At 65.5% G+C, this 22,521-nt stretch carries 21 protein-coding genes; 16 read left to right on the top strand and 5 right to left on the bottom strand.

What is annotated here, in order from left to right:
* Positions 1-185: 185 nt before the first annotated feature.
* The 4 genes from ACSJD1_RS06790 (at position 186) to ACSJD1_RS06775 (ending at position 5,185) form a co-directional block, all read left to right on the top strand.
* Positions 186-1,898 carry a sugar ABC transporter ATP-binding protein gene (locus ACSJD1_RS06790; protein ID WP_438854551.1) on the top strand — a complete coding sequence of 571 codons (1,713 nt, stop codon included), beginning with the start codon at positions 186-188 and terminating at the stop codon, positions 1,896-1,898.
* Positions 1,895-2,938 carry an ABC transporter permease gene (locus ACSJD1_RS06785; protein WP_438854550.1) on the top strand — a complete coding sequence of 348 codons (1,044 nt, stop codon included), beginning with the start codon at positions 1,895-1,897 and terminating at the stop codon, positions 2,936-2,938. Before ACSJD1_RS06790 ends, ACSJD1_RS06785 begins: the two co-directional genes overlap by 4 nt.
* Positions 2,935-4,008 carry a galactofuranose ABC transporter, permease protein YjfF gene (yjfF, locus tag ACSJD1_RS06780; protein WP_438854549.1) on the top strand — a complete coding sequence of 358 codons (1,074 nt, stop codon included), beginning with the start codon at positions 2,935-2,937 and terminating at the stop codon, positions 4,006-4,008. The genes ACSJD1_RS06785 and yjfF overlap by 4 nt, the downstream gene beginning before the upstream one ends.
* A 121-nt stretch (positions 4,009-4,129) precedes the next feature.
* Positions 4,130-5,185 (top strand): LacI family DNA-binding transcriptional regulator, encoded by a 1,056-nt coding sequence (locus tag ACSJD1_RS06775; protein WP_438854548.1) that lies wholly within the window; start codon positions 4,130-4,132, stop codon positions 5,183-5,185.
* Between the two features lie 9 nt (positions 5,186-5,194).
* Here ACSJD1_RS06775 and ACSJD1_RS06770 read toward each other — a convergent pair whose 3' ends face one another.
* Positions 5,195-5,677, bottom strand: a complete 483-nt coding sequence (locus ACSJD1_RS06770; protein WP_438854547.1) for a MarR family winged helix-turn-helix transcriptional regulator — start codon at positions 5,675-5,677, stop codon at positions 5,195-5,197.
* Positions 5,678-5,765: 88 nt separating this feature from the next.
* On the opposite strand from ACSJD1_RS06770, the gene ACSJD1_RS06765 reads away from it, so the two are divergent.
* Positions 5,766-6,353 carry an NADPH-dependent FMN reductase gene (locus ACSJD1_RS06765; protein WP_438854546.1) on the top strand — a complete coding sequence of 196 codons (588 nt, stop codon included), beginning with the start codon at positions 5,766-5,768 and terminating at the stop codon, positions 6,351-6,353.
* A 109-nt stretch (positions 6,354-6,462) separates the two neighbouring features.
* Here ACSJD1_RS06765 and ACSJD1_RS06760 read toward each other — a convergent pair whose 3' ends face one another.
* Together ACSJD1_RS06760 and ACSJD1_RS06755 are read right to left on the bottom strand one after the other, a co-directional pair.
* The gene (locus tag ACSJD1_RS06760; RefSeq protein ID WP_438854545.1) at positions 6,463-7,281 is read right to left on the bottom strand and encodes an alpha/beta fold hydrolase; all 819 of its coding nucleotides are present in this window, start codon (positions 7,279-7,281) and stop codon (positions 6,463-6,465) included.
* A gap of 187 nt (positions 7,282-7,468) precedes the next feature.
* A complete protein-coding gene (locus tag ACSJD1_RS06755; RefSeq protein ID WP_438854544.1) occupies positions 7,469-7,615 on the bottom strand; it encodes a hypothetical protein in 147 nt (48 codons plus the stop codon).
* 564 nt (positions 7,616-8,179) lie between these two features.
* Here ACSJD1_RS06755 and nrdH point away from each other — a divergent pair.
* From nrdH to ACSJD1_RS06725, 6 genes are all read left to right on the top strand, one after another.
* Complete coding sequence (gene nrdH, locus ACSJD1_RS06750) at positions 8,180-8,413, top strand: glutaredoxin-like protein NrdH (protein ID WP_438854543.1); 234 nt, start codon at positions 8,180-8,182, stop codon at positions 8,411-8,413.
* 52 nt (positions 8,414-8,465) lie between these two features.
* Complete coding sequence (gene nrdI / locus ACSJD1_RS06745; RefSeq protein WP_376928521.1) at positions 8,466-8,894, top strand: class Ib ribonucleoside-diphosphate reductase assembly flavoprotein NrdI; 429 nt, start codon at positions 8,466-8,468, stop codon at positions 8,892-8,894.
* Between the two features lie 35 nt (positions 8,895-8,929).
* Positions 8,930-11,035, top strand: coding sequence for a class 1b ribonucleoside-diphosphate reductase subunit alpha (gene nrdE / locus ACSJD1_RS06740; RefSeq protein ID WP_438854542.1), 2,106 nt, complete (start codon positions 8,930-8,932; stop codon positions 11,033-11,035).
* Between the two features lie 43 nt (positions 11,036-11,078).
* Positions 11,079-12,098: a class 1b ribonucleoside-diphosphate reductase subunit beta gene (nrdF, locus tag ACSJD1_RS06735; RefSeq protein ID WP_353827785.1), complete on the top strand. Its 1,020-nt coding sequence runs from the start codon at positions 11,079-11,081 to the stop codon at positions 12,096-12,098.
* A 266-nt stretch (positions 12,099-12,364) separates the two neighbouring features.
* Positions 12,365-12,919: a hypothetical protein gene (locus tag ACSJD1_RS06730; protein ID WP_438854541.1), complete on the top strand. Its 555-nt coding sequence runs from the start codon at positions 12,365-12,367 to the stop codon at positions 12,917-12,919.
* A complete protein-coding gene (locus ACSJD1_RS06725; RefSeq protein ID WP_438854540.1) occupies positions 12,916-15,798 on the top strand; it encodes a hypothetical protein in 2,883 nt (960 codons plus the stop codon). Before ACSJD1_RS06730 ends, ACSJD1_RS06725 begins: the two co-directional genes overlap by 4 nt.
* 410 nt (positions 15,799-16,208) lie before the next feature.
* On the opposite strand, the gene ACSJD1_RS06720 is transcribed toward ACSJD1_RS06725, so the two are convergent.
* On the bottom strand, positions 16,209-16,994 hold the full coding sequence (locus ACSJD1_RS06720) for a response regulator (RefSeq protein ID WP_438854539.1): 786 nt from the start codon (positions 16,992-16,994) through the stop codon (positions 16,209-16,211).
* 165 nt (positions 16,995-17,159) lie between these two features.
* On the opposite strand from ACSJD1_RS06720, the gene ACSJD1_RS06715 reads away from it, so the two are divergent.
* The 5 genes from ACSJD1_RS06715 to ACSJD1_RS06695 all read left to right on the top strand — a co-directional run bounded on the left by ACSJD1_RS06715 (position 17,160) and on the right by ACSJD1_RS06695 (position 21,766).
* On the top strand, positions 17,160-17,300 hold the full coding sequence (locus ACSJD1_RS06715) for a hypothetical protein (RefSeq protein ID WP_438854538.1): 141 nt from the start codon (positions 17,160-17,162) through the stop codon (positions 17,298-17,300).
* Positions 17,301-17,515: 215 nt separating this feature from the next.
* On the top strand, positions 17,516-18,196 hold the full coding sequence (locus ACSJD1_RS06710) for a squalene/phytoene synthase family protein (protein WP_438854537.1): 681 nt from the start codon (positions 17,516-17,518) through the stop codon (positions 18,194-18,196).
* A gap of 491 nt (positions 18,197-18,687) precedes the next feature.
* Positions 18,688-19,704, top strand: a complete 1,017-nt coding sequence (locus ACSJD1_RS06705; RefSeq protein WP_438854536.1) for a UbiA family prenyltransferase — start codon at positions 18,688-18,690, stop codon at positions 19,702-19,704.
* Positions 19,704-20,309, top strand: coding sequence for a hypothetical protein (locus ACSJD1_RS06700; protein ID WP_438854535.1), 606 nt, complete (start codon positions 19,704-19,706; stop codon positions 20,307-20,309). The genes ACSJD1_RS06705 and ACSJD1_RS06700 overlap by 1 nt, the downstream gene beginning before the upstream one ends.
* Positions 20,310-20,374: 65 nt before the next feature.
* Positions 20,375-21,766 (top strand): FAD-binding oxidoreductase, encoded by a 1,392-nt coding sequence (locus tag ACSJD1_RS06695; protein WP_438854534.1) that lies wholly within the window; start codon positions 20,375-20,377, stop codon positions 21,764-21,766.
* Positions 21,767-21,865: 99 nt separating this feature from the next.
* Here ACSJD1_RS06695 and ACSJD1_RS06690 read toward each other — a convergent pair whose 3' ends face one another.
* The gene (locus ACSJD1_RS06690) at positions 21,866-22,456 is read right to left on the bottom strand and encodes a TetR/AcrR family transcriptional regulator (RefSeq protein ID WP_438854533.1); all 591 of its coding nucleotides are present in this window, start codon (positions 22,454-22,456) and stop codon (positions 21,866-21,868) included.
* Between the last annotated feature and the right edge of the window lie 65 nt (positions 22,457-22,521).

Here is a 22,521-nt window from a genome sequence, read left to right as displayed (position 1 = left end):
CAGGACGCGGCGCTCGCCGCCCGGCCCGACCGCCAGTCCTGCCCCCGGGCCGGCGGGCGCCCGCGCGGCGCCCGCCGGTCGGCCCCGGGTGCGCGGTCGTCCATGCCGCGCACCCGTACTCTTGTCCCACTCGCGCCGCCCGCGGCGCACGATCGAGCGGATGGAAGCATCCGCTCGCGGACTCGATGGAGAGCACCGTGACCCAGCAGACCGAACCCGCCGCGCCGGCACGGGAGACCGGGCCGGCACCGGTCGTCGAGATGCGCGGCATCTCGATCGGCTTCCCCGGCGTGAAGGCCCTCGACGGCGTCGACTTCCGCATGTTCCCCGGCGAGGTGCACTCGCTCATGGGCGAGAACGGCGCCGGCAAGTCGACCCTGATCAAGGCGCTGACCGGCGTCTACGGCATCGATGCCGGCACGATCACGCTCGCCGGCGAGCGGGTCTCGTTCGCCGGACCGGCGCAGGCGCAGGCCGCGGGCATCTCGACGGTCTACCAGGAGGTCAACCTCCTGCCGAACCTCTCCGTGGCCGAGAACATCATGCTCGGCCGGGAGCCCCGCCGCTTCGGCGGCATCGACTGGCGCGCGATGCGCCGCCGGTCGGCCGAGCTGCTCGCGGGGCTCCACCTCGACATCGATCCGGGCTCGCTGCTCGGCGACCACTCGCTCGCCGTGCAGCAGCTCGTCGCGATCGCTCGGGCGATCGACGTGAACGCCAAGGTCCTGATCCTCGACGAGCCGACGTCGAGCCTCGACGCCGACGAGGTGGCCGAGCTGTTCCGCGTCATCCGCTCGCTCAAGGACCAGGGCGTCGCCATCCTCTTCGTCTCGCACTTCCTCGACCAGGTGTACGAGATCTGCGACCGCCTCACCGTGCTCCGCAACGGCGCGCTCGTGGGGGAGTACCTCGTCGACGAGCTGCTGCGCATCGACCTCGTGCAGAAGATGATCGGCAAGGAGCTCACCGCCCTCGACGACCTCGAGCACCGCGCGCACGCCGCGGTCGCCGACGAGACGGATGCCGCGACCTTCGTCTCGGCGACGCAGCTCGGTCGTCGCGGCGCGATCGAGCCCGCCGACCTTCCCATCGCGGTGGGCGAGGTCGTGGGCCTCGCGGGCCTGCTCGGCTCGGGACGCACGGAGTTCGCGCGCCTGCTCGGCGGCATCGACCGCGCCGACACCGGCGAGCTCACGATCCACGGCGAGAGCGTGAAGCTGCGCACGCCCCGGCAGGCGATCTCGAAGCGCATCGCGTTCTCGTCGGAGAACCGGCGCGACGAGGGCATCGTCGGCGAACTGACCGTGCGCGACAACATCGTGCTCGCGCTGCAGGCCGACCGCGGATGGTTCCGGCCGATCCCGAAGAAGAAGCAGGACGAGCTGGCGCAGTCCTACATCCAGGCCCTCAACATCCGGCCCGGCAATCCCGATGCGCTCGTGCGCAACCTGTCGGGCGGCAACCAGCAGAAGGTCCTGCTGGCGCGGTGGCTCGCGATCGCACCTCGCCTGCTGATCCTCGACGAGCCCACGCGCGGCATCGACATCGGCGCCAAGGCCGAGATCCAGAAGCTGGTCTTCAACCTCGCCGAGAACGGCATGAGCGTGCTGTTCATCTCGGCCGAGCTCGAGGAGGTGCTGCGGCTCAGCCACCGCGTCGTGGTACTGCGCGACCGGAACGTCGTGGCCGACCTCGAGAACGACGGGCTCACGGTCGACTCGCTCCTCGCGCTCATCGCCGACGGACGCGTCGCCTCCGACGACGAGGCGCTCGACGAGCGCGCTCCGGCCGTGGCGGTCGCCCCGGTCGCCGGCGCGGGCCGCGCGGCATCCGCTTCGACCGCACCGACCACTGCGACCACCGCGACCACCCCGACCACCGAAGGAGACCCCTCGTGAGCACGCTCGCCAAGATGGCGTCGAGCCGGCTGTTCTGGCCGGTCGTCATGCTCCTCGTGCTGTTCGCGATCAACCTGGTCGCGTTCCCCGGGTTCTTCGAGATCACGGTCCGCGACGGGCAGCTGTTCGGCAGCCTCATCGACATCCTGCGCAACGGCGCCCCCACGCTGATCATCGCCGTCGGCATGACGCTCGTGATCGCGACGCGGGGCATCGACCTGTCGGTCGGCGCGGTCGCCGCGATCTCGGGTGCGGTGGCGTGCTCCATCATCCTGGGCTCGCCCGAGCCGGGGAGCCTGGCGACCGTCGCCGTCGCGATCACGGTCGCGCTGCTCATCTCGCTCGTGCTCGGGGTGTGGAACGGCTTCCTGGTCGCCGCGCTCGGCATCCAGCCGATCATCGCGACGCTGATCCTCATGACCGCGGGGCGCGGCGTGGCGATGCTCATCACCGAGGGCCAGATCCTCACGGTGAACAGCCCGCCGTTCAAGTTCCTCGGATCGGGGTTCTGGTTCGGGATCCCGGTGGCCGTGATCATCGCGGCGGTCGTGTTCGGGCTCGCGGCGCTCGTCACGCGCCGCACGGCGCTCGGCATGTTCATCGAGTCGGTCGGCATCAACCCCGAGGCCAGCCGCCAGGCGGGCGTGCGGGCGCGCGGACTGCTGTTCGCGGTCTACACGTTCTGCGCATTGTGCGCCGCGATCGCGGGCCTCATCCTCACCGCGAACACCGCGGCGGCCGACGCCAACAACACGGGCCTCTTCATCGAGCTCGACGCGATCCTCGCGGTCGTCATCGGCGGCACGTCGCTCGCGGGCGGTCGCTACTCGCTGCTCGGCACGCTCGTCGGCGCGCTCGTCATCCAGACGCTCGTGACCACGGTCTACACGGTCGGCATCCCGCCGATCGCGACGATGGTGTTCAAGGCCGCTGTCGTGACCGTCGTCTGCCTGCTGCAGTCGCCCACCACCTCCGAGGCGTTCAGCGGGTTCCGCCGACGACTCGCCCTCCGATCCGGGAAGGGGGTCGTCGCATCATGACGAAGCTCCTCGAGGCGCCCACGACGAACCGACCGTCGCGCACGGGTCGCGGCCCGAGCCGCGGCAGCGGCACCGCACCGACGGGCCGGCGCCGGCCGCTCGCCGCCGCGGTCGGCCTGCTCACGAGCCCCAAGTACGGTCCCGTCACGGTCACCGGCCTGCTGTTCATCGCGATCTTCGTGATCGGCGGCTTCCGCTACCGCGGGTTCTTCTCCGGCCAGGTGTTCCTCAACCTGTTCGTCGACAACGCGTACCTCATCGTGCTCGCGGTCGGCATGACGTTCGTGATCCTCACGGGCGGCATCGACCTGTCGGTCGGCGCGGTGGTGGCCCTGTCGGGCATGATCGCGGCGAGCCTGCTGCAGACCGGATGGTCGCCGGGGGCCGTGATCCCGTTGATCCTGGTGCTCACGAGCATCCTGGGGCTCCTCGTCGGCCTGATGATCCACGTCTTCAAGGTGCAGCCGTTCATCGCGACGCTCGCGGCCATGTTCCTCGCTCGCGGCCTCTGCTACGTGATCAGCCAGTCGTCGATCTCGATCACCGACCCGACGTTCATCCAGCTCGCCGTCTCGCGCATCCCGCTCGGCGGCGGCCTGTCGATCACGCCGAGCGTGATCATCGCGCTCGTGGTCGTGGCGATCGCGGTGTGGGTGCTGCACGGCACGCGGTTCGGCCGGACGGTCTACGCGATCGGCGGCGGTGAGCAGTCGGGCCTGCTCATGGGCCTCCCGGTCGCACGCACGAAGGTGCTCGTCTACGTCATCTCGGGCTTCTGCTCGGGCCTCGCGGGCGTGCTGTTCACCTTCTACACGCTCTCGGGGTACCCCCTCACGGCGATCGGCACCGAGCTCGATGCGATCGCCGCGGTCGTGATCGGCGGCACGCTGCTCACGGGCGGCTACGGGTTCGTGCTGGGCTCGGTGCTCGGCGTCCTGGTGCTCGGCGTGATCCAGACCATCATCACCTTCGAGGGCACGCTCTCGTCGTGGTGGACGAAGATCTTCATCGGTGCGCTGCTGCTCGTGTTCATCATCCTGCAGAAGGTGCTGACGGCCAGGCGGCGATGAGGCGTGAGGGGGCCCGTGCCCGGCTTTCGGGGCGCGGGCCGTCCCGTACCGCGGGGCCGCGGGTGGGATGATGGCGGGGAGCAAGCGCGCCGCGGGCGCGGGGCAGGGAGCCGGTCGGAGAGTGAGCGACGAGAAGGCTAGGGCCGCGACGATCTTCGACGTGGCGAGGCTCGCCGGCGTGTCCCACCAGACCGTCTCGCGGGTGCTCAACGACCTGCCGAACGTGCGCCCGGCGACCCGCGCCCGCGTCGAGCAGGCCATCAAGCAGCTGCGCTACGTGCCCTCGCCGGCGGCGCGAGCGCTCGTCACCCGCCGCACCCGCACGCTCGGCCTCATCGTGACGGGCGCTCCCGACTACGGCCCCTCGAGCACGGCGCTGCACTTCAACGAGGCCGCGCGCGACGCGCGCTACTCGGTCATCACGGCGAGCATGCTCGAGACGGATGCCGCGAGCCTGCGCTCCACGGCCGAGCTCCTCGTGCGGCAGAACGTCGAGGCGATCGTGCTCATCGCCGCGCAGCGCGCGGCGCTCGATGCGCTCGACGGCGTCGAGCTCGGCGTGCCCGTCGTGGCCGTGGCATCCGAGGATCGCGGGGCGCTGCACCGGGTCTGGCTCGACCAGTACGCGGGCGCGCGCCTGGCGGTCGGGCACCTCGCCGAGCTCGGCCATCGCGAGATCCGGCACGTCAGCGGGCCGACCGACTCGGTGGATGCCGCGGAGCGCGTCCGCGGCTGGGCCGCCGAGCTCGGCGACCGCGGCCTGCCGGCGCGCGAGCCGCTCGTCGGCGACTGGTCGCCGGGCAGCGGGTACGTGCACGGGCGCGCGCTCGCCGACGACCGCGAGATGACCGCGGTGTTCGTCTCGAACGACCAGATGGCGCTCGGCGTCATCCATGCGCTCGCGGAGGCGGGCCGCTCTGTGCCCGACGAGGTGAGCGTGGTCGGCTTCGACGACATCCCCGAGGCCGAGTTCTTCGCGCCGCCGCTGACGACGGTCCGGCAGGACTTCGTCGAACTGGGCCGCGACGCGATGGCCGGCGTGCTCGCCGTGCTGAGCGACGACGACCGGATGCCGGCCCCCCGCGTGCCCGACCTCATCGTGCGGGCGAGCACGGCGCCGCCGCGGGGCGTGTCGATCACTCCTGAATCCGAGGATCGGGCCGCCGTCACCTCCTGACGGAGCGCCTCAGCCGGCGCCGCCCGGCGCGGCGACGTCGAGCCCGCCGAGCACCCGGGCCGACGCCGCGGCGATCGCGCGCTTCTCGTCGGGCTCGAGCCGGTCGAGGAAGAGCTCGCGGATGGCGCGGGCGTGGTCGCGCATCGCGCGGAGCAGGGCGCGCCGGCCGTCGCGCGTGAGCACGATCATCGAACCCCGCGCGTCGGTGTCGCACTCGACGCGCTCGACGAGCCCGCGAGCGACCATTCGGGTGAGCTGGTGCGAGACGCGGCTCTTCTCCCACCCGATCAGCTCGCCGAGCGCGCCCGGGCGCAGCCCTTCCTCGGGGCCGCGGAACAGGGCGAGCAGCAGCCCGAAGTCGGCCTGCGAGATGCCGGCGTCGCGCTGCAGTCGGCGATCGAGCTCGCGCCCGAGCTCGGCGTGCATGAGCACGAAGCCGTCGAACAGCGCCCACTCGGCGTCGTCGACGGCGGAGACCTCGGTGGCGGGCATGGCCCCAGTCTATCCGGCTTTGGTTGACGTATCATCTAAATTGATTATGATGACGTGTCAACTACTTCCCCCTACGAGAGGACGACACATGTCCGCAGTCAGGATCGGCATCATCATCGGCAGCACCCGACCGGGTCGCGTCGGCGAGCAGGTCGCGCGTTGGGTGCTCGAGCAGGCCCGCTCGCGCTCCGACGCCGAATTCGAGCTCGTCGACCTCGTCGACTTCGCCCTGCCCCACCTCGACGAGGCGATGCCCGCAGCGATGGGCCAGTACGCCCAGGCGCACACCAAGGCGTGGGCCGAGAAGGTCGACTCGTTCGACGGCTACATCTTCGTCACGCCCGAGTACAACCACTCCACCTCGGGCGCGCTGAAGAACGCGCTCGACTTCGTCTACGCCGAGTGGAACAACAAGGCCGCCGGGCTCGTCAGCTACGGCTCGGCGGGCGGCACGCGCGCTGCGGAGCACCTGCGCCTCATCCTCGGCGAGCTGCAGGTCGCCGACGTGCGCCAGCAGGTCTCGTTCTCGCTCATGACCGACTTCGAGAACTACACGACCTTCACGCCGGCCGAGTACCACGCCGGCATGCTCGCGGCGCAGCTCGACCAGCTCGTGCCCTGGGCGCTCGCCCTGCGCTCCGTGCGCGAGGCGGGCGAGCTCGCGCAGGCGGCCTAGGCCCTCACGCGGATGAGGGGCGGCGCCGCGATCCGGCGCCGCCCCTGATCGTCCGCGCGGTCGGCGAGTCCGGCGAGTCCGGCGACCCGCCGGGGCGACTGCGAGGCGCTCAGCGCTCGACGTGCGCGTCGAGGAAGTCGGCGATCGCCGCGGCCATGCTCTCGGGCTGCCACGAGTGCTGCACCGCGGGCACCGTGCCGCGTTCGGCGTTCGGCATCGCCGCGACGATCGTGTCGGCAGCCGGCGCCATCCCGCTCGGCACGCCCTCGTCGCCGACGAGGATCAGCGTGGGCGCTTCGATCGACCCGAACAGTTCGGAGTGCGGCGCGGACTGCGCCCAGGCGAGGGACTCGGCATCCGCCTCGAGGCTCGGGCCGATGCGCACCATGAGGGGCCAGGCCGGGCTGCCCTTCGACTGCTCGAGCCACTCGCGCGGCATGTCCTTCATGAAGTACTCCACGACCGCGTCGGGGTCGTCGCCCGCGATGCGTTCGCGGAGGCCCGCGAGGAACTCCGCCCCCTCGGGCCCCTGCTCGGCGCCGATCGGCACCTCGAAGCCGACGATCGCGGTCACGGGCAGCCCGTGCGCCGCGGCCGCGAGCGCGATCGCGCCGCCCGACGAGTTGCCGAACAGGGCGACGCCCTCGCCGAGCTCGTGGACGCGCCCGAGCTCGGCCACGATCGCGCGGAGATCGGCGAGCGTCTCGTGCAGGCCCATCGGCACGTCGTGCGCGCTCTCGCCGCGGCCGCGCCGGTCGTAGTTGACGACCGTGTAGCCGCGTGCGGCGAGGAGCGTCGCGAGCTGCTTCGTGGTCGGGTCGAACGCGCGGAACTGGAACGCGCCGCCGACGAGGACCACGGGAGGGCCCTCGCCCTCGCGGTCGTAGGCGATCGAAGCGCCGTCGTGCGAGATGACGGTGTGGGACATTGGGTCCTTCCTTCGCAGGGTGATCTGCGTCGGGTACTGGTCCGCCGTCAGGCTAGCCCGCTCGGGGCGGTGCGCGGTAGGGGTCGACGGATGGTGCGAGCGGCGCGTCTGAGGCGGGCGCGGTGAGCCGTGCAGGGCCTGGGCCGCTCGTCCTGCCCGCCCGGCAGATGGAGTGGCGTCCGTGGACTCAGCCGGAGGATGAGCGGGAACGCTCCAGCTCGAGGAGAGCCTCGGTGGCCGCTGCCGTGCGCTCGGACGACTCGCGGATGACGCGCAAGGATCCGGCCACGCTGACGAATCCGGCGATGAGGATGACGGCGAGGACGAACTCCATGCGGTGGACGCTATCGCGCCGAGCGTTCGAGGCTGTGCGTCGTTCCACAGCGGCGCCGGCGAACAGGGCGTAGGAATCCGCCACGACGCGCCGTGACATCCGTCGCCGGAATGTCGGTGGGTGGTGGCAGCATTACCAACGGACGCCACCACATCTTGTGGTCGGCAGGCCGATGAGGGCCAGATGTCGGGTCGGGGGAGCCGGTATGTCGCGTGAAGCCGTCGCCAGCGGGGGTCGTGGCATCGTCGCACGGGCGGTGCGGATGCCTCGTCCAGCCGGGGTGCGTGCGCGACACGCCGACGACACGCCCGACATCCATTCACAGGCCGATCGTGCACAGATGAGCGGGCCTGTGGAGAACCGAATCGCGAACCGCGAGAATCCGCCGATCAGACCGGCTTCGGGCTGTGAGTGAACGGTGGAGAACGCGGTGGAAAACTACACGGATGTAACTACATCATCTTGGGGTCGTTCCGTTGGTCAGACACAAGATGTAGTATCGAAGAGTTGAAGCAACACCGGGGGAACGGCTCCTCCAGGAGCCAGAGAAGAGGGGTCACAGAGATGACGGTCACGGTCTACACCAAGCCTTCCTGCGTCCAGTGCAACGCCACGTACCGGGCCCTCGACAGCAAGGGCATCGAGTACGACGTGCTCGACCTCTCGCAGGACGAGACCGCGCTCGCCGCGGTCAAGGAGCTCGGCTACCTGCAGGCCCCGGTCGTCATCACCGACGAAGACCACTGGTCGGGCTTCCGCCCCGACAAGATCGACGAGCTGGCCTCTCGGCTCGCGTAACGGCTCCCGGGCGCATCGACCGGGGGGTCGAGATGCACGACCTGGAGCAGTCATGACGAACCTCATCTACTTCTCGAGCGTGTCGGGCAACACCGCACGCTTCGTCGAGAAGCTCGGACGGCCGGCGACGCGCATCCCGCTCCACGCGAAGGATGCCGCGCTCGTGGCCGACGAACCGTACGTCCTCGTGGTTCCGACCTACGGGGGTGGGGACGGCAAGGGCGCCGTGCCCAAGCAGGTCATCAGGTTCCTGAACGACCCGCACAACCGCGCACTCATCCGCGGCGTCATCGCCGCCGGAAACACCAACTTCGGTGCGGCCTACGGCCTGGCCGGCGACATCGTCGCCGCCAAGTGCCATGTGCCGCACCTCTACCGCTTCGAAGTATTCGGAACACCAGACGACGTTCGCGCCGTCGACGAGGGATTGGACGCATTTTGGTCAACGCAGCAGCAGGCGCCGCAGGCGACAGTGGCGTAGCGGTCATCGACGCACCGCGCTCGAGCAACTCGGGGATGGACTACCACGCCCTGAACGCGATGCTGAACCTCTACAGCGCCGACGGCAAGATCCAGTTCGAGAAGGACAAGGAGGCGGCGCGGGAGTACTTCCTCCAGCACGTCAACCAGAACACGGTCTTCTTCCACTCGCTGAAGGAGCGCCTCGACTACCTCGTCGAGAAGGAGTACTACGAGCCCGAGACGCTCGGCATGTACTCGTTCGAGTTCATCCAGAAGCTCAACGACCTGGCGTACTCGAAGAAGTTCCGCTTCGAGACGTTCCTCGGCGCGTTCAAGTACTACACGAGCTACACGCTGAAGACCTTCGACGGCAAGCGGTACCTCGAGCGCTTCGAAGATCGCGTGGTCATGACCGCGCTCGGCCTCGCGCAGGGCGACGAGCAGCTCGCGACCGAGCTGGTGGAGGAGATCATCTCCGGCCGCTTCCAGCCGGCGACGCCAACGTTCCTCAACACGGGCAAGGCGCAGCGCGGCGAGCTCGTCTCGTGCTTCCTGCTCCGCATCGAAGACAACATGGAGTCGATCTCGCGGGGCATCAACTCGTCGCTGCAGCTGTCGAAGCGCGGCGGCGGCGTGGCGCTGCTGCTCTCGAACATCCGCGAGTCGGGCGCGCCCATCAAGCAGATCGAGAACCAGTCGTCGGGCATCATCCCCGTGATGAAGCTCCTCGAGGACTCGTTCAGCTACGCCAACCAGCTCGGCGCGCGCCAGGGCGCCGGTGCCGTCTACCTGTCGGCGCACCACCCCGACATCATGCGGTTCCTCGACACCAAGCGCGAGAACGCCGACGAGAAGATCCGCATCAAGACGCTCTCCCTCGGCGTCGTCGTGCCCGACATCACGTTCGAGCTCGCGAAGAACAACGAGGACATGTACCTCTTCTCGCCGTACGACGTCGAGCGCGTCTACGGCAAGCCGTTCGGCGACGTGCCGATCACCGAGAACTACCGCGCGATGGTCGACGACCCGCGCATCAAGAAGACGAAGATCAATGCGCGCGAGTTCTTCCAGACGATCGCCGAGATCCAGTTCGAGTCGGGCTACCCCTACATCGTGTTCGAGGACACGGTGAACAAGGCCAACCCGATCAAGGGCCGGATCAACATGTCGAACCTGTGCTCCGAGATCCTGCAGGTCAACACGCCGACGACCTACAACGAAGACCTGTCGTACAACCAGATCGGCAAGGACATCTCGTGCAACCTCGGGTCGATGAACATCGCGCTGTCGATGGACTCGCCCGATCTCGGCAAGACGGTGGAGACCGCCATCCGCGGCCTCACGGCGGTGTCGAACATGTCGCACATCTCGTCGGTTCGCTCCGTCGAAGACGGCAACGATAAGTCGCACGCCATCGGCCTCGGCCAGATGAACCTGCACGGCTACCTCGCCCGCGAGCGCATCCACTACGGCAGCGAAGAGGGCATCGACTTCACGAACATCTATTTCTACACCGTGCTGTTCCACGCGCTGCGCGCGTCGAACCGGATCGCGATCGAGCGCGGCGAGGCCTTCGATGGCTTCAAGGACTCGAAGTACGCGTCGGGCGAGTTCTTCGACAAGTACACGGATGCCGCGTGGGTGCCCCAGACCGCACGGGTCATCGAGCTGTTCGCCGACGCCGGCGTGCACATCCCGACGCAGCACGACTGGCAGGAGCTGAAGGCCTCCATCCAGGAGCACGGCATCTACAACCAGAACCTGCAGGCCGTGCCGCCGACCGGCTCGATCTCGTACATCAACAACTCGACGTCGTCGATCCACCCGATCGCGTCGAAGATCGAGATCCGCAAGGAAGGCAAGCTCGGCCGCGTCTACTACCCGGCGCCGTTCATGACGAACGACAACCTCGAGTACTACGAGGACGCGTACGAGATCGGCTACGAGAAGGTCATCGACACCTACGCCGCGGCGACGCAGCACGTCGACCAGGGCCTGTCGCTCACGCTGTTCTTCAAGGACACCGCGACGACCCGCGACATCAACAAGGCCCAGATCTACGCGTGGCGCAAGGGCATCAAGACGATCTACTACATCCGGCTGCGCCAGCAGGCGCTTGAGGGAACTGAGTTGGAGATGTGCGTCAGCTGCACGCTCTGATCGCTGCGCACATATCGGATGACTCGAGAAGAGGAATGAACGGATGACTCTCACCGACCCGGTGAACTCGGCCACCAACGACCCGGCCCACGCTGCGCCGGTCAAGCTGGTCAGCCATGTCAACGCGATCAACTGGAACCGCATCCAGGACGACAAGGACCTCGAGGTCTGGAACCGCCTGGTCAACAACTTCTGGCTGCCCGAGAAGGTGCCGCTGTCGAACGACGTCCAGTCGTGGAACCAGCTGACGCCCGACGAGCAGCAGACGACGATGCGGGTGTTCACGGGCCTCACGCTGCTCGACACCATCCAGGGCACGGTCGGCGCGGTCTCGCTCATTCCCGACTCGCTGACCCCGCACGAGGAGGCGGTGTACACGAACATCGCGTTCATGGAGTCGGTGCACGCGAAGAGCTACTCGTCGATCTTCTCGACGCTGTGCTCGACGAAGGACATCGACGAGGCGTTCCGCTGGTCGGTCGAGAACGAGCACCTGCAGAAGAAGGCCTCCATCGTGATGGAGTACTACCGCGGTGACGAGCCCCTGAAGCGCAAGGTCGCCTCGACGCTGCTCGAGTCCTTCCTCTTCTACTCGGGCTTCTACCTGCCGATGCACTGGTCGTCGCGCGCGAAGCTCACCAACACGGCCGACCTGATCCGCCTCATCATCCGCGACGAGGCCGTGCACGGCTACTACATCGGCTACAAGTTCCAGCGCGGACTCGAGCTCGTCGACCAGGCCAAGCGCGACGAGATCAAGGACTACACGTTCTCGCTGCTCTACGAGCTCTACGACAACGAGGTGCAGTACACGCAGAGCCTCTACGACGGTCTCGGCCTCACCGAAGACGTCAAGAAGTTCCTGCACTACAACGCCAACAAGGCCCTCATGAACCTCGGCTACGAGTCGATGTTCCCCTCCTCGGTCACCGACGTGAACCCGGCGATCCTCGCCTCGCTCTCGCCGAACGCCGACGAGAACCACGACTTCTTCTCGGGGTCGGGCTCGTCGTACGTGATCGGCAAGGCGGTCAACACGGAGGACGAGGACTGGGACTTCTGAGCCGCTGCGAGATGCCGCGAAAGTTGACTCGGAGACGTATTGAAGGCACCCGCTTCAAACTAGTTGATCCGGATCGACGTGCTTGGCCCGTCCGGCCACCGGCAAGCGGTGGAGCGAGCGACCTTGATACCTCAGCGTCACGCGTTTGAGGGGGACCAACACTAGTGCCTACCGCATCCGAGCTAGACGAGCGTCAGACTCGTGTATTTGAGGCCCTTCGTGGCCAGAGCGAGAAGCTCAGCGGTATGTATAGAACGGTAATCGGGTTGCTGGCCGTCTCGCCATCGCCTGGCTGCGAGATCGCGCGCGTCTCCGTGATCTGCCATTGCGTGCGTGAGCTGATGAACGGCGTCCCGTCGGTTATGTCTGAGATCGATATTCCGCGCCCCGATCCGAGCTCCGACTCGTTGAAGAACAAGCTTCCAGAACTCCTCAAGACGGTGGACCTCAGCGTGGAGCAGGATCTCGTACCCGTCCCGCGGTCCGCCGCCAAGACGTTGAGCGATCTGATCTCTGCTGTCGCACAGGAACAAGGACGAAACCGCAAACTAGCGAGCGTCGTCGTCACCAATGGCACCGACGACCGGCATCCGGCGATACGGCAGTGGACGGAGGCTCAACGCTTCTTTGCGAAGTGGACACATCTCGACCGAATGGCCGACAGTTCTCGCAAAGTGCCGAGCGACGATGAACTCTATGCAAACCTCAGAATCGTCGAGGATGTGATAGAGGCCAGGTCTGGCCTGTTCTTCGAGAGCCTCCACGCTCTTAAAGACATCCTTTCGGAAGCAAACGCACTCAGCGAAGGAGGCTCAGCGTGACCGAGTACACACCGCCTACCGACGCGCAAGTAAGAGAAGCAGTTCGTCGCATCCTGACCCCCCAACTTCGCCGTGCTTTCTTCGAAGGCCTCAAGAATCCGCTCTGGCTTGAGCCGCTGGCGAGACTTGGGCTTTTTGAGTCACCACCTGAACCCGAGAAGCGTGACGACGGGCTCTTTTACGACCGCTACTGGCCGGAAATCGACTATCTCATACGCGTGTCGTCCGATGAGCCAAGCCAAGTTGTCGACCTGCTCTTGAAGCTTGGCCATAGCAACAACGCCTGGGTCAAACGGGCCGCGTTCACCATCGGATCGAAGATTCCGGCAGATCAGGCTGCTCGATTGAAGCCGCTGTTCAAGAAGTGGCTGTCCAACGGTCTTGGTTGGCGTAGTGATCCAGATGAGATGGTCGGGCTAGTCCTTAATCTCTTGACAAACGGTCAACGACCCGTCGGTCTCTGGCTTGCGAATGTGCTGTTTAAGCCAATGCCATCTAAAGACGAGTCTCAATCTTACTTGACGCGCCCAGCGTTGTTCATGAGGGAGCACTCGTATACCACGGGGCTCGCGAGGGTCGTGGCGGAGCTGATGCCCAGTGACCTACCGATGGTTACCAGGTGGCTGAAGGACTATGAACATTACTCCGGTCACTTCACCGATACAAACGACACCACGTATCTCGTACGTGAGTCTGTCCGTCTTCGCGAAGGATTGGGCACCCGCAATTCTCCGGAGCAGTTCCTCATTGAAGCAACCAGAGACCTAGCGGCGAGGGCGGTCGTGGAGAATTCCGCCGCGACCATTGACACGCTGATTTCGAGCGGCATGGTACTTAGCCGAAAGATTGCACTTTTCGCCCTTGCTGAAGGACTCAAGGTAGACGGCCTGTCTGTGGGGCAGGAAGAGGAGCTTCTTGCGAGCGCTCGTTCTCTCTTGTTTGACGAAAGGTCGCGAGACGAGTCATGTCGAATTGAGTACGGAGAACTGGCCAGAGAGATCGCCGATCACGATCGGTCCATTCTCGAATCGCTCGCGGGCTTCCTGGATGCAGGGCCGCTGATTGAAGTCGATGAGCTGCGTCGGCGTCTCCGGCGTGACGACGAGGAATCTCCTGAGGAAATCGATGCGCGTGTAGCCGAAGTGGTCGCAACATGGCGGCACCGGTGGTTAGCCGCCATCGGAGCCGATGCTCTACCAGAAGAGCTGAGAGTCGAGCTGGCGAATCTCGATGGCGAACTAGGAGCAATCGAGACCCCACTAGCGCCGCGTCGTCAGGTCACGAGTTGGGTCGGACCGAACAGTCCGATAACCCAAGACGAGATGGCAGCTCTGGAACCGGCCGAGCTTGTGTCGCACTTGGAAAGCTGGCACGACGTCGGTGACGGCTGGGGGCCCGAACCTTCGCATGAAGGTCAGGGCCGGAGCCTGACCGCGTTGCTCACGACCAACCCTCGGACGTTCGAGGGAGTTGATGGCCTTGTCCGTCGTCTTCGCCCGACATACCTGCGGGCCATTATCCAAGGTTGGGAGGCGGCGCTTAAAGCAAGTATCGACCCCAACTGGGCTCAGGTTGCGGAAGTCGTCGGCGGCGTCCTGTCACACAGCAATGAGTCAGACTTTCCTGCGGAGGGTGGTGACTTCGACGATGATCCCGACTTTCGCGGCGCAAAGAACGCCGCCATCGAGCTGATTGAAGAACTGGTCAAGAAGCGCGATGACTCCCCTGTGCCGGCCGCCTATCTCGCTGTGTTCGCCGCTCTTCTCCTCAACGAGGCGTCCGATGATGTCGCTTGGAACGAATACGATGGATATTCGCGCGAGGACGACACGGACCCTTTGACGATCTCAATCAACTGGCAGTGGCCGATTCGATTGCGAGGCATAGTTAACCTCCTTTCGCACGGGCAGGATGCACCGTGGTACGACGATGCGCGTGCCGAGTTCGAACGAGAAGTCGCTCGGCCCGATCGCCGAGGCGCCTCGCGTGCCGTGATTGGTGAGAGCCTCGGAAGACTCCTTAACGTCGATGAGGATTGGATGCTGCCTCAGGTACCCGCGTTGTTCGGCGACTCAGCAGACAGCATCTCCCGGGATCAGCAAATTGCTTTGACGACCGCCATAACGGTCCACCACTATCACGCCAAGCTTTACGTCCTGCTTTCGCCGGGCATGCTCGCGGCACTCCACCTCGGCGCACCGCTGACCGTGGGCTGGGACCAGCACGAGAGCCCGATCCAACGGATCGGAGAGTGGGTCATTGACGCGATCATTGTCGGCGACAGGACGCTCGACGACCCGCTTGCGTCCGCCTTCTTCTCCGACACCGATCCGCAGATCCGCGGTGATGCACTTGGCCACATCGCATGGTCGTTCATGCACGCGGATCATGTTGATGATGACATCCGTGATCGACTCGCACGCCTATGGGACGATCGGGTTGACCACGTGCGCGAGCAACCGGACGACAAGCAAGAACTGAAGGATTTCTATTGGTTCGTCCGTTGCCACAAGTTTCCAGACGAGTGGTGGCTCCCGAGACTCAAGGAGGCAGCGGAGATCTTCGGCGGATCACTCTCTACTCACGGCATGATCGGGAAGACCCTTGCAGTTGCAGCGAGGACCTATCCCCGAGAGTCCCTCGAGGCCCTTATCGCCCTCCTCGGTGACGACGGCGACGATGAGTTCATGTCCGGCTACGACCTCAAGGAACGTGCCGCACCTCATGTCATTGCACATGCGCTTGACGCGGGCAATCCGCAACTCGCGCGTGAGGCCAACGAGTTAATGAACCGATTAGGGGCTGAGGGCTTCCTGGATCTCGAATCAAGGGTGAACGACGTGAGGAACGGCGTCGCGCCGGAGATCGACGACGATTAATCCGAAGGGCCCTCGCGACGGTGCCTCGTAGGTTGTGAGTGCGATCAAGACCTCAGGGAACACCCTAGGTCGATTCGTTGACGGACGATCGCGAGATTCCGGACGGGCCGGGTTCTATCGATGGTGGGCCGGCGCTCGGGCGATCATTGAAGGACCGGCTACCGGGCGCCGGAGCTGTTATGTCGGTGCCGGCTTGAGGAGTCATTCAAGTGAACACAGGCCTATGCCCGACTCAAACGAGAACAGGCTTGGCGTGCGGCTGGTGCTCAGTCGGTTTCGGATGAACGACCACTCGATCTCGGTGCTGTTTCAGCATGCGCGCGCGTGCCTCGGGAAGCGCTCGGCTCAAGTCCCTTGTTTCGGATGTTCCTATCGCTGTCAAGCCGCTAGGAGCATCCACTATGCGGGACTCAACTCTGGACCCGACCTTGGCTAAGGATGGAACGCGGGCCCTTCGGTCTCGAAGGCTGGTGCTTGCCCGTGACCAATGCGGACGTCACCAGACTGATCAGTTCAGCTGGTCTGTTAGTCGAGCCCTGAGCACCCTTCTGAGCGGCTTCTTCCTTATGTCTTCGGAGATTCGAACCTGCGTAGATGAAGAAGGGAGTGCCCACGTCGGCTCGCCGCAACTCGGAGAGAAACTCATATCCGGCGCGGTCGTGATAGCCATCTGGTTCCTGTCGGCCCATGTCGGAGATGATCGCATCGAACGAGTTGAACTCCAGAAGCTCGATGGCCTGCCGGGTGGACAGGACCAGCGTCACCGCGACTCCGAGTTGCTGGAGCGCGTCGACGACAAACGTGTTGTTCTTGGGGTTGTCGTCGACCCAGAGAACGGCGGACCCTTCGATATGAGCGGCCGCCTTGTCATCGGGAATCGCTTCGTTCAGCACCTGGCGGGCCTGGTCGGTCGTAACCCGCCCGCCAGCGACGCCAGGCTGTGTGGTAGCCGTGGCTACCAACTCGGAAGCGGCATCAATCCTCCCGCTAAAGGAAACCCCCGCAAACGCGAGAGTTGCTTCCCCGCCACCGCCGCCTTCGATGCGCTCGCGTATGCCCTGCGCGATCGGCTGGACGAGCGTCCCCAACGGTCGTCGGAACCGCATGATCAGGACAAGAATGACCATCGGCCAGGCGAGGGCGGCTACGAGCGAGAAAGCGCTCGAGATAACCACCGCAAGAGAGGCATCAGACACCTCCAATACAGTAACGCATCAGGTCGGCTGGCTTCCAGATCTTCATCGCTGCCTTGACCGCCTCCTGGAAGTCTTGACGCAACAAAGAATTTACTTGCGTTCGAATGAGAACTCAGAGAGTATCAGTGCTCACTGAGTAGTCGACTTGTACACAAAGGGGGACCCATGAACACGACGACGACGCAGCACCAGGACGCCACAGCCGCACAAGACGCGATCGACGACGTCACACTTCGCACCACAAACGCGCCTGCGCCGGAAGAGCTCGCGCCCAGTTCGCCGAAGCTCGGCTCAGATTCTTGGTGACTGGGGTTGGTCTTGAACTCCCGGAAGTGCTCGCTGGCGTCGGTGCGCGGTTTCCGTTAGCCGCGGTTCAGAGTCGAGTTGAACTAAGCCTTTGCGCAGCGCTGGAGTGCGGTGCGGATTGCCCACCGGTTCTTGCCAAACCACTTGGGGTTGAGAGCGGATTCTTTTCCTTACCGGTTGCGCAGCTCGAGAGCTGGGGGGTTAGAGACACTGATGTGCTAAGCGCCGTCTTCGACTTGGTGTATCTGACGCACCTGGTTTATCGAGTCGAGGATGACCTGATTGATGCAGGTCGGTTCGAGCCGAGAGCCTTTCTCAAGTCTCGTTTCGCCCGCGAGCAAATCGCGTCGCTTCAACTGACACTCGTTGGCAGCGACGCCTTCCCACGTGTGGTCGACTCGCAGCGCCGGGCGGCCGCTCTGTACACGCGCGCCGTTCGACGGGAAGTCGACCATCGCGAGGACACGGATCGACCCTTCACTCCGGCTGACCTTCTTACCTTGGGGGACCGCGCGGCCCCGTTGGTATCGATCGTGGCTGTGATGTGTGAGCTGGCCAATCGATTCGATAGCGCTGGGGACTTGGTGGGAGGAATCCTTCGTCTCTGTACAGCTCTGCAGCTCGTCGATGATCTTCAGGACATCGGAACGGACCTCCGCGACAGCAACCCAACCTGGCCAGCGAAATCTCTTGCATCCGCCTATCCAGGCATCGAGGAATGGCCGGCAGGGATGACCTATTCCGCTCTGAGCGCAACCGGCTTGCTGAAGAACGCGCTTGAACTCGCTGAGCGCGAGGCCGATGGTGCGGCGAGTGCCCTCGCCGATCTCGACGCCGACGTCATTGCAGCCTGGGCACTTGCTTGGGCTCGAAATGTTGCGACGATCCCGAGGTAGCCGATGTTGACGCCTGAGTACAGGTGGGTAGTGGTGCGCGATCTTTATACCCTGGCCCGTGTTCGCGCAGCCCACTCGACACAGCAGCGGCTCAGGGACGTCGTAACGTCTCTATCTGTCCCGCATGTGATCAGCCGCGACCGAGACGTCGTGCTCGGTCTCGCTCCCTGGCCAGATCGACATCCGCGTATGGCTGTCGCGATGGCGGTGGGCATTCGAACCCTGCTCGCTCTCGCTGGCCTTGGTCGCCTCGAGAGTCAGTTTCATGGCGGGCGGCCCGTGCGCCTCATCGGACTCGCTGCGAGCGGGAGAGTTCGGTCGAACAGCAGTCCCCACGGGCTACGCGCACTCATTGGCGAGCTTCAGGATGCTCGTCAATGCTCGCTGTACCTTCATGTAGCCGTAGACGAACCCAGGTTGATTAGGGCGTACGAAGCGCTGGGATTCATTGGTAGGTCGCGAACAGAGCGCTACTTCGAGATGGAGCGTCCGTGGTCGACGGTCAAAGCCTGACGCGTGAGGCCATTGCCTTGATGGATGTCGGTCGCTTTCATGCGAGCGGCTTCGGCATCTACCTCGGTCTTAGCGGTGTTACGCTCTTGGTCCGCGACCCGAGCCTCATCGAGTATGTGGCCGCGGGCTTCATCGGGTTGACGGTGAATCACGTCGCGTTCGCGGTTAACAACCTTTCGGATCGGGATGTTGACGCGTGCGATCCGCGTCGGCGCTACAGTCCTTTGGTCAGTTTGCAGACTACTCCACTACGCGCTTGGGCTTCCGTCGCTATTGCCTCAGTCGCTGCAATAGGATTCGCTCTATCCATTTATTCGCCCGGCGCCATATACGTTTCGCTCCTGATCGGGATGACGATAGGAGTGTCGTGGTTTCAGAAACGCACCAACCCCTGGTTGATGGACTTCGCATATGCGTGCATATTCCCGCTCACTCTCCTCGTTGCATCGTTCGTGGTCCCACTGGGCGCGCGGCTTGGGGTTCCCTGGGCCGTCTGTCTTGCTCTCGCTGCTCTGGCGCTTCAGATGAATCTCTGCGGAAACCTGAAAGATCTCACCTTCGATAGCGCAACGCGGTTCCGCACGATTGCAAAAGAGACTGGGAGTCGTGTTGACGCTTCGGGGCGGATGGTGTTGACGCCTCAGTTCGCGGCATTCGCGATTGGACTTCAGGTTATCTTCTATCTCTCCTTGATACTCGGACAACTCGATTGGAAAGCTGATAGCTCCATTGGGATCATCGTCGGCGTGGCGCTGATCGCCGGCTGCGCTGCACTTTCCTCAAACGACCTGGCCAAGCTAGTTCGCGGGAGGTCGGTCCCCAACTCTCGCGGGAACGAGCGCTTTCTCTGGCTCAACGTGATCATCTACGTCGGAATCGTCTCGGCCCACATCCTGGGGATAAGTGTGATTGGATTCAGTGTCGGGCTGATTGCGCTAATCCTTCCGGCCGTCTTGCGTCGGTACGTCGGACCGGCATCGCCACGGTCGGCCTAATGGCCTCGTGGACGCGATGGGTATGGGCGGCGCTGGCGGGATACTTCTTCATCGCGGGCCATGTTGGTCTTGGTCTCATGCCGCTGACCGTTCAGCAGATGCCTGCAATTCTCGCTGCCCTGCGACCATCCTTGGACACGACCGTTCTGCTCAGCGTCGGCCCGCTGTGGCTCGTCGTCCCGCCGCTTCGGTTCGTGATGCACATTGCCTACTACGAATTCGCCCGCGCCTTCGGCGGGTGGGCGCGCCGATGGCTTTGGTCGCGACGAATGGGTCGTTGGACACTTCGGCTGGCGGTCCGGCTATCTTTGGCCGTTTCTTGCGTTTGGCCGAACAGCGCCCTCGACATCGCACTCGGCGTAGCGAAAGCCGAACGCCCGCTGGCTTATGCCAGCCTCGCATCGGGCGTTACGATCTCGACTGCGATTGTCATGGTGGTGAGCACCCGCTTCGGGCCGGAGCTCCAGACGTTCGTTCAAACCATCGCTGGTAATGCCGTGGCCGTCACTGTTCTGTGCACAATTGCAGCGTTCACGATGAGCTTCGCGCTTTACCGTCTCGTGAGATCCGTACGCGCGACGGCGGGTGATGACGGTGGCGACTAGGCTCGCCCATTTGCTGCATCACCCGCCGCATGCGGGCACCGGCTTCTCCGCGCTACCGTGAGGGTGTGTCCGCTCCTGCGACCGACGCGATTGACGCACGAGCCGCTCACGCCGACGGCGTGGAGCGCCTGCTGGCGAGCTACCGGGCGCTGCCCTCGGCGGCGACGGTGCGGCTGGCGAAGCCGACGTCGAACCTATTCCGGTCGCGCGACCGGGTCGAGGCCCGGGGCCTGGACACGTCGGGGCTGACGCAGGTCATCGCGGTCGACGCGGAGGCGCGGACGGCCGACGTGGCCGGCATGTGCACGTACGAGGATCTCGTCGCGGCGACGCTGCCGTACAGGTTGGCGCCCCTCGTGGTGCCGCAGTTGAAGACCATCACGCTCGGCGGCGCGGTGACGGGGCTCGGGATCGAGTCGACGTCGTTCCGCAGCGGGCTGCCGCACGAGTCGGTGCTGGAGCTCGACATCCTCACCGGCGCCGGAGAGGTCGTGACCGCGTCGCCGACGGAGCACGCCGACCTGTTCCACGCGTTCCCGAACTCGTACGGCACGCTCGGCTACGCCGTGCGCCTGCGCATCGAGCTGGAGCCCGTCCAGCCGTTCGTCGCGCTCACGCACCTGCGGTTCCACGCCATCCCCGACGTCATCCGCGCGATGGACCGCATCGTCGAGACCGGCGCCCTCGACGACGGCACCCGGGTCGACTACCTCGACGGCGTCGTCTTCAGCGCCGACGAGAGCTACCTCTGCGTGGGCGTGCAGACCGCGGCATCCGGCCCGACCAGCGACTACACCGGCCAGCGCATCTTCTACCGCTCCATCCAGCACGCGGACGGCGCGACGCACGACCGGCTCACGATTCACGACTACCTGTGGCGGTGGGACACCGACTGGTTCTGGTGCTCGCAGGCGTTCGGTGCGCAGCATCCGTTCGTTCGCCGGCTCTGGCCGCGGCGCTACCGGCGCAGCAGCGCGTACTCGAAGCTCATGAGGCTCGAACGGCGGTACGACATCGGAAACCGTGTCGAGCGGTTCCGCGGCCGGACGCCGCGCGAGCGCGTGATCCAGGACGTCGAGATCCCGATCGAGCGGACCGCGGAGTTCCTCGACTGGTTCCTCGCCGAGGTGCCGATCGAGCCGATCTGGCTGTGCCCGCTGCTACCGCGCGACGACACCGACTGGCCGCTGTACCCGCTCGAGCCGCACCGCACCTACGTGAACGTCGGCTTCTGGTCGACCGTGCCGGTCGGCGCGACCGAGGGCGCGACGAACCGGCTGATCGAGCAGAAGGTCAGCGAGCTCGACGGGCACAAGTCGCTGTACTCCGACGCCTTCTACCCGCGCGACGAGTTCGACGCGCTCTACGGCGGCGATGCCTACCGCGCCGCGAAGCGGCGGTACGACCCCGACTCACGGCTCCTCGACCTCTACGCGAAGGCGGTGCAACGACGATGACGACGTTCAAGGAGCGCGGGCCCGGGGCGGCGACGACGGCGGATGCGACGACGGCGGATGCCGCTTGGGCGTGCGACAGCCACGGCGCCGCGCGGCCCGTCACCGCTCAGGGTGCTCCTCGCTGAGGCGGATCAGGGTGTCGGCGACGATCTCCGCGGCGTCGGCGACCGACAGGCCGGAGTCCCGGAGGTTGGTGAAGGTGCCGGGGTTCGTGAGGCCGGCCAGGGCGGCGCGCATACGCGGTCGGGCGAGTGCCTCACCGAACACGCGGTTCGAGAGGTCGCCCAGTTCCGTCCAGTACTCGGCCTGGCCCGCGACGAGCGCCGGATCGACGTCCATCTCCGCGCGGAAGATCTCGAACCAGGGCCGGCTGCGCTCGTAGAACTCGAACATCTCACGCGTGAAGCGGCGGATGCGATCCCGCGGGCCGGCTTCCGGCCACTCCCGATCGTCGGGCAGCGCGAGCTCGGCGGCGAGGCGTTCGATCACGAGACGTGCGAGCGCGTCGGCCGAGCCGAAGTGGTTCAGCACGGTCGCGGCCGAGACGTTCGCACGTCTCGCGATCGCCTGCAGGCTCGTCGCGGAGATCCCGTTCTCGCGGTAGCAGCCGAGGGCCGCGTCGAGGATCCGCTCCCGGGTCTGTGCCGCCCGTTCGGCGCGGACCGTCATCGAGTACCGTCGCGTCGCCATCCGACTCCGTTCCGCCCGTTCGTTCTCGCGGTGTATTCAGTGAATGGTCTATTGACTGAATATAC

It is taken from the genome of Agromyces excoecariae, from assembly GCF_051715505.1.
In the GTDB taxonomy this organism is placed as follows: domain Bacteria; phylum Actinomycetota; class Actinomycetes; order Actinomycetales; family Microbacteriaceae; genus Agromyces.
This window is presented reverse-complemented; position numbering and strand designations above follow the sequence as displayed.

Bases quoted from the DNA above. Each gene is read 5' to 3' on its own strand.
- nrdH (WP_438854543.1), top strand. From the start codon at position 8,180: ATGACGGTCACGGTCTACACCAAGCCTTCCTGCGTCCAGTGCAACGCC.
- ACSJD1_RS06715 (WP_438854538.1), top strand. From the start codon at position 17,160: ATGAACACGACGACGACGCAGCACCAGGACGCCACAGCCGCACAAGAC.
- ACSJD1_RS06700 (WP_438854535.1), top strand. From the start codon at position 19,704: ATGGCCTCGTGGACGCGATGGGTATGGGCGGCGCTGGCGGGATACTTC.
- nrdF (WP_353827785.1), top strand. From the start codon at position 11,079: ATGACTCTCACCGACCCGGTGAACTCGGCCACCAACGACCCGGCCCAC.
- ACSJD1_RS06760 (WP_438854545.1), bottom strand. From the start codon at position 7,281: ATGTCCCACACCGTCATCTCGCACGACGGCGCTTCGATCGCCTACGAC.
- ACSJD1_RS06765 (WP_438854546.1), top strand. From the start codon at position 5,766: ATGTCCGCAGTCAGGATCGGCATCATCATCGGCAGCACCCGACCGGGT.
- ACSJD1_RS06790 (WP_438854551.1), top strand. From the start codon at position 186: ATGGAGAGCACCGTGACCCAGCAGACCGAACCCGCCGCGCCGGCACGG.
- ACSJD1_RS06690 (WP_438854533.1), bottom strand. From the start codon at position 22,456: ATGGCGACGCGACGGTACTCGATGACGGTCCGCGCCGAACGGGCGGCA.
- nrdI (WP_376928521.1), top strand. From the start codon at position 8,466: ATGACGAACCTCATCTACTTCTCGAGCGTGTCGGGCAACACCGCACGC.
- yjfF (WP_438854549.1), top strand. From the start codon at position 2,935: ATGACGAAGCTCCTCGAGGCGCCCACGACGAACCGACCGTCGCGCACG.
- ACSJD1_RS06770 (WP_438854547.1), bottom strand. From the start codon at position 5,677: ATGCCCGCCACCGAGGTCTCCGCCGTCGACGACGCCGAGTGGGCGCTG.
- nrdE (WP_438854542.1), top strand. From the start codon at position 8,930: ATGGACTACCACGCCCTGAACGCGATGCTGAACCTCTACAGCGCCGAC.
- ACSJD1_RS06755 (WP_438854544.1), bottom strand. From the start codon at position 7,615: ATGGAGTTCGTCCTCGCCGTCATCCTCATCGCCGGATTCGTCAGCGTG.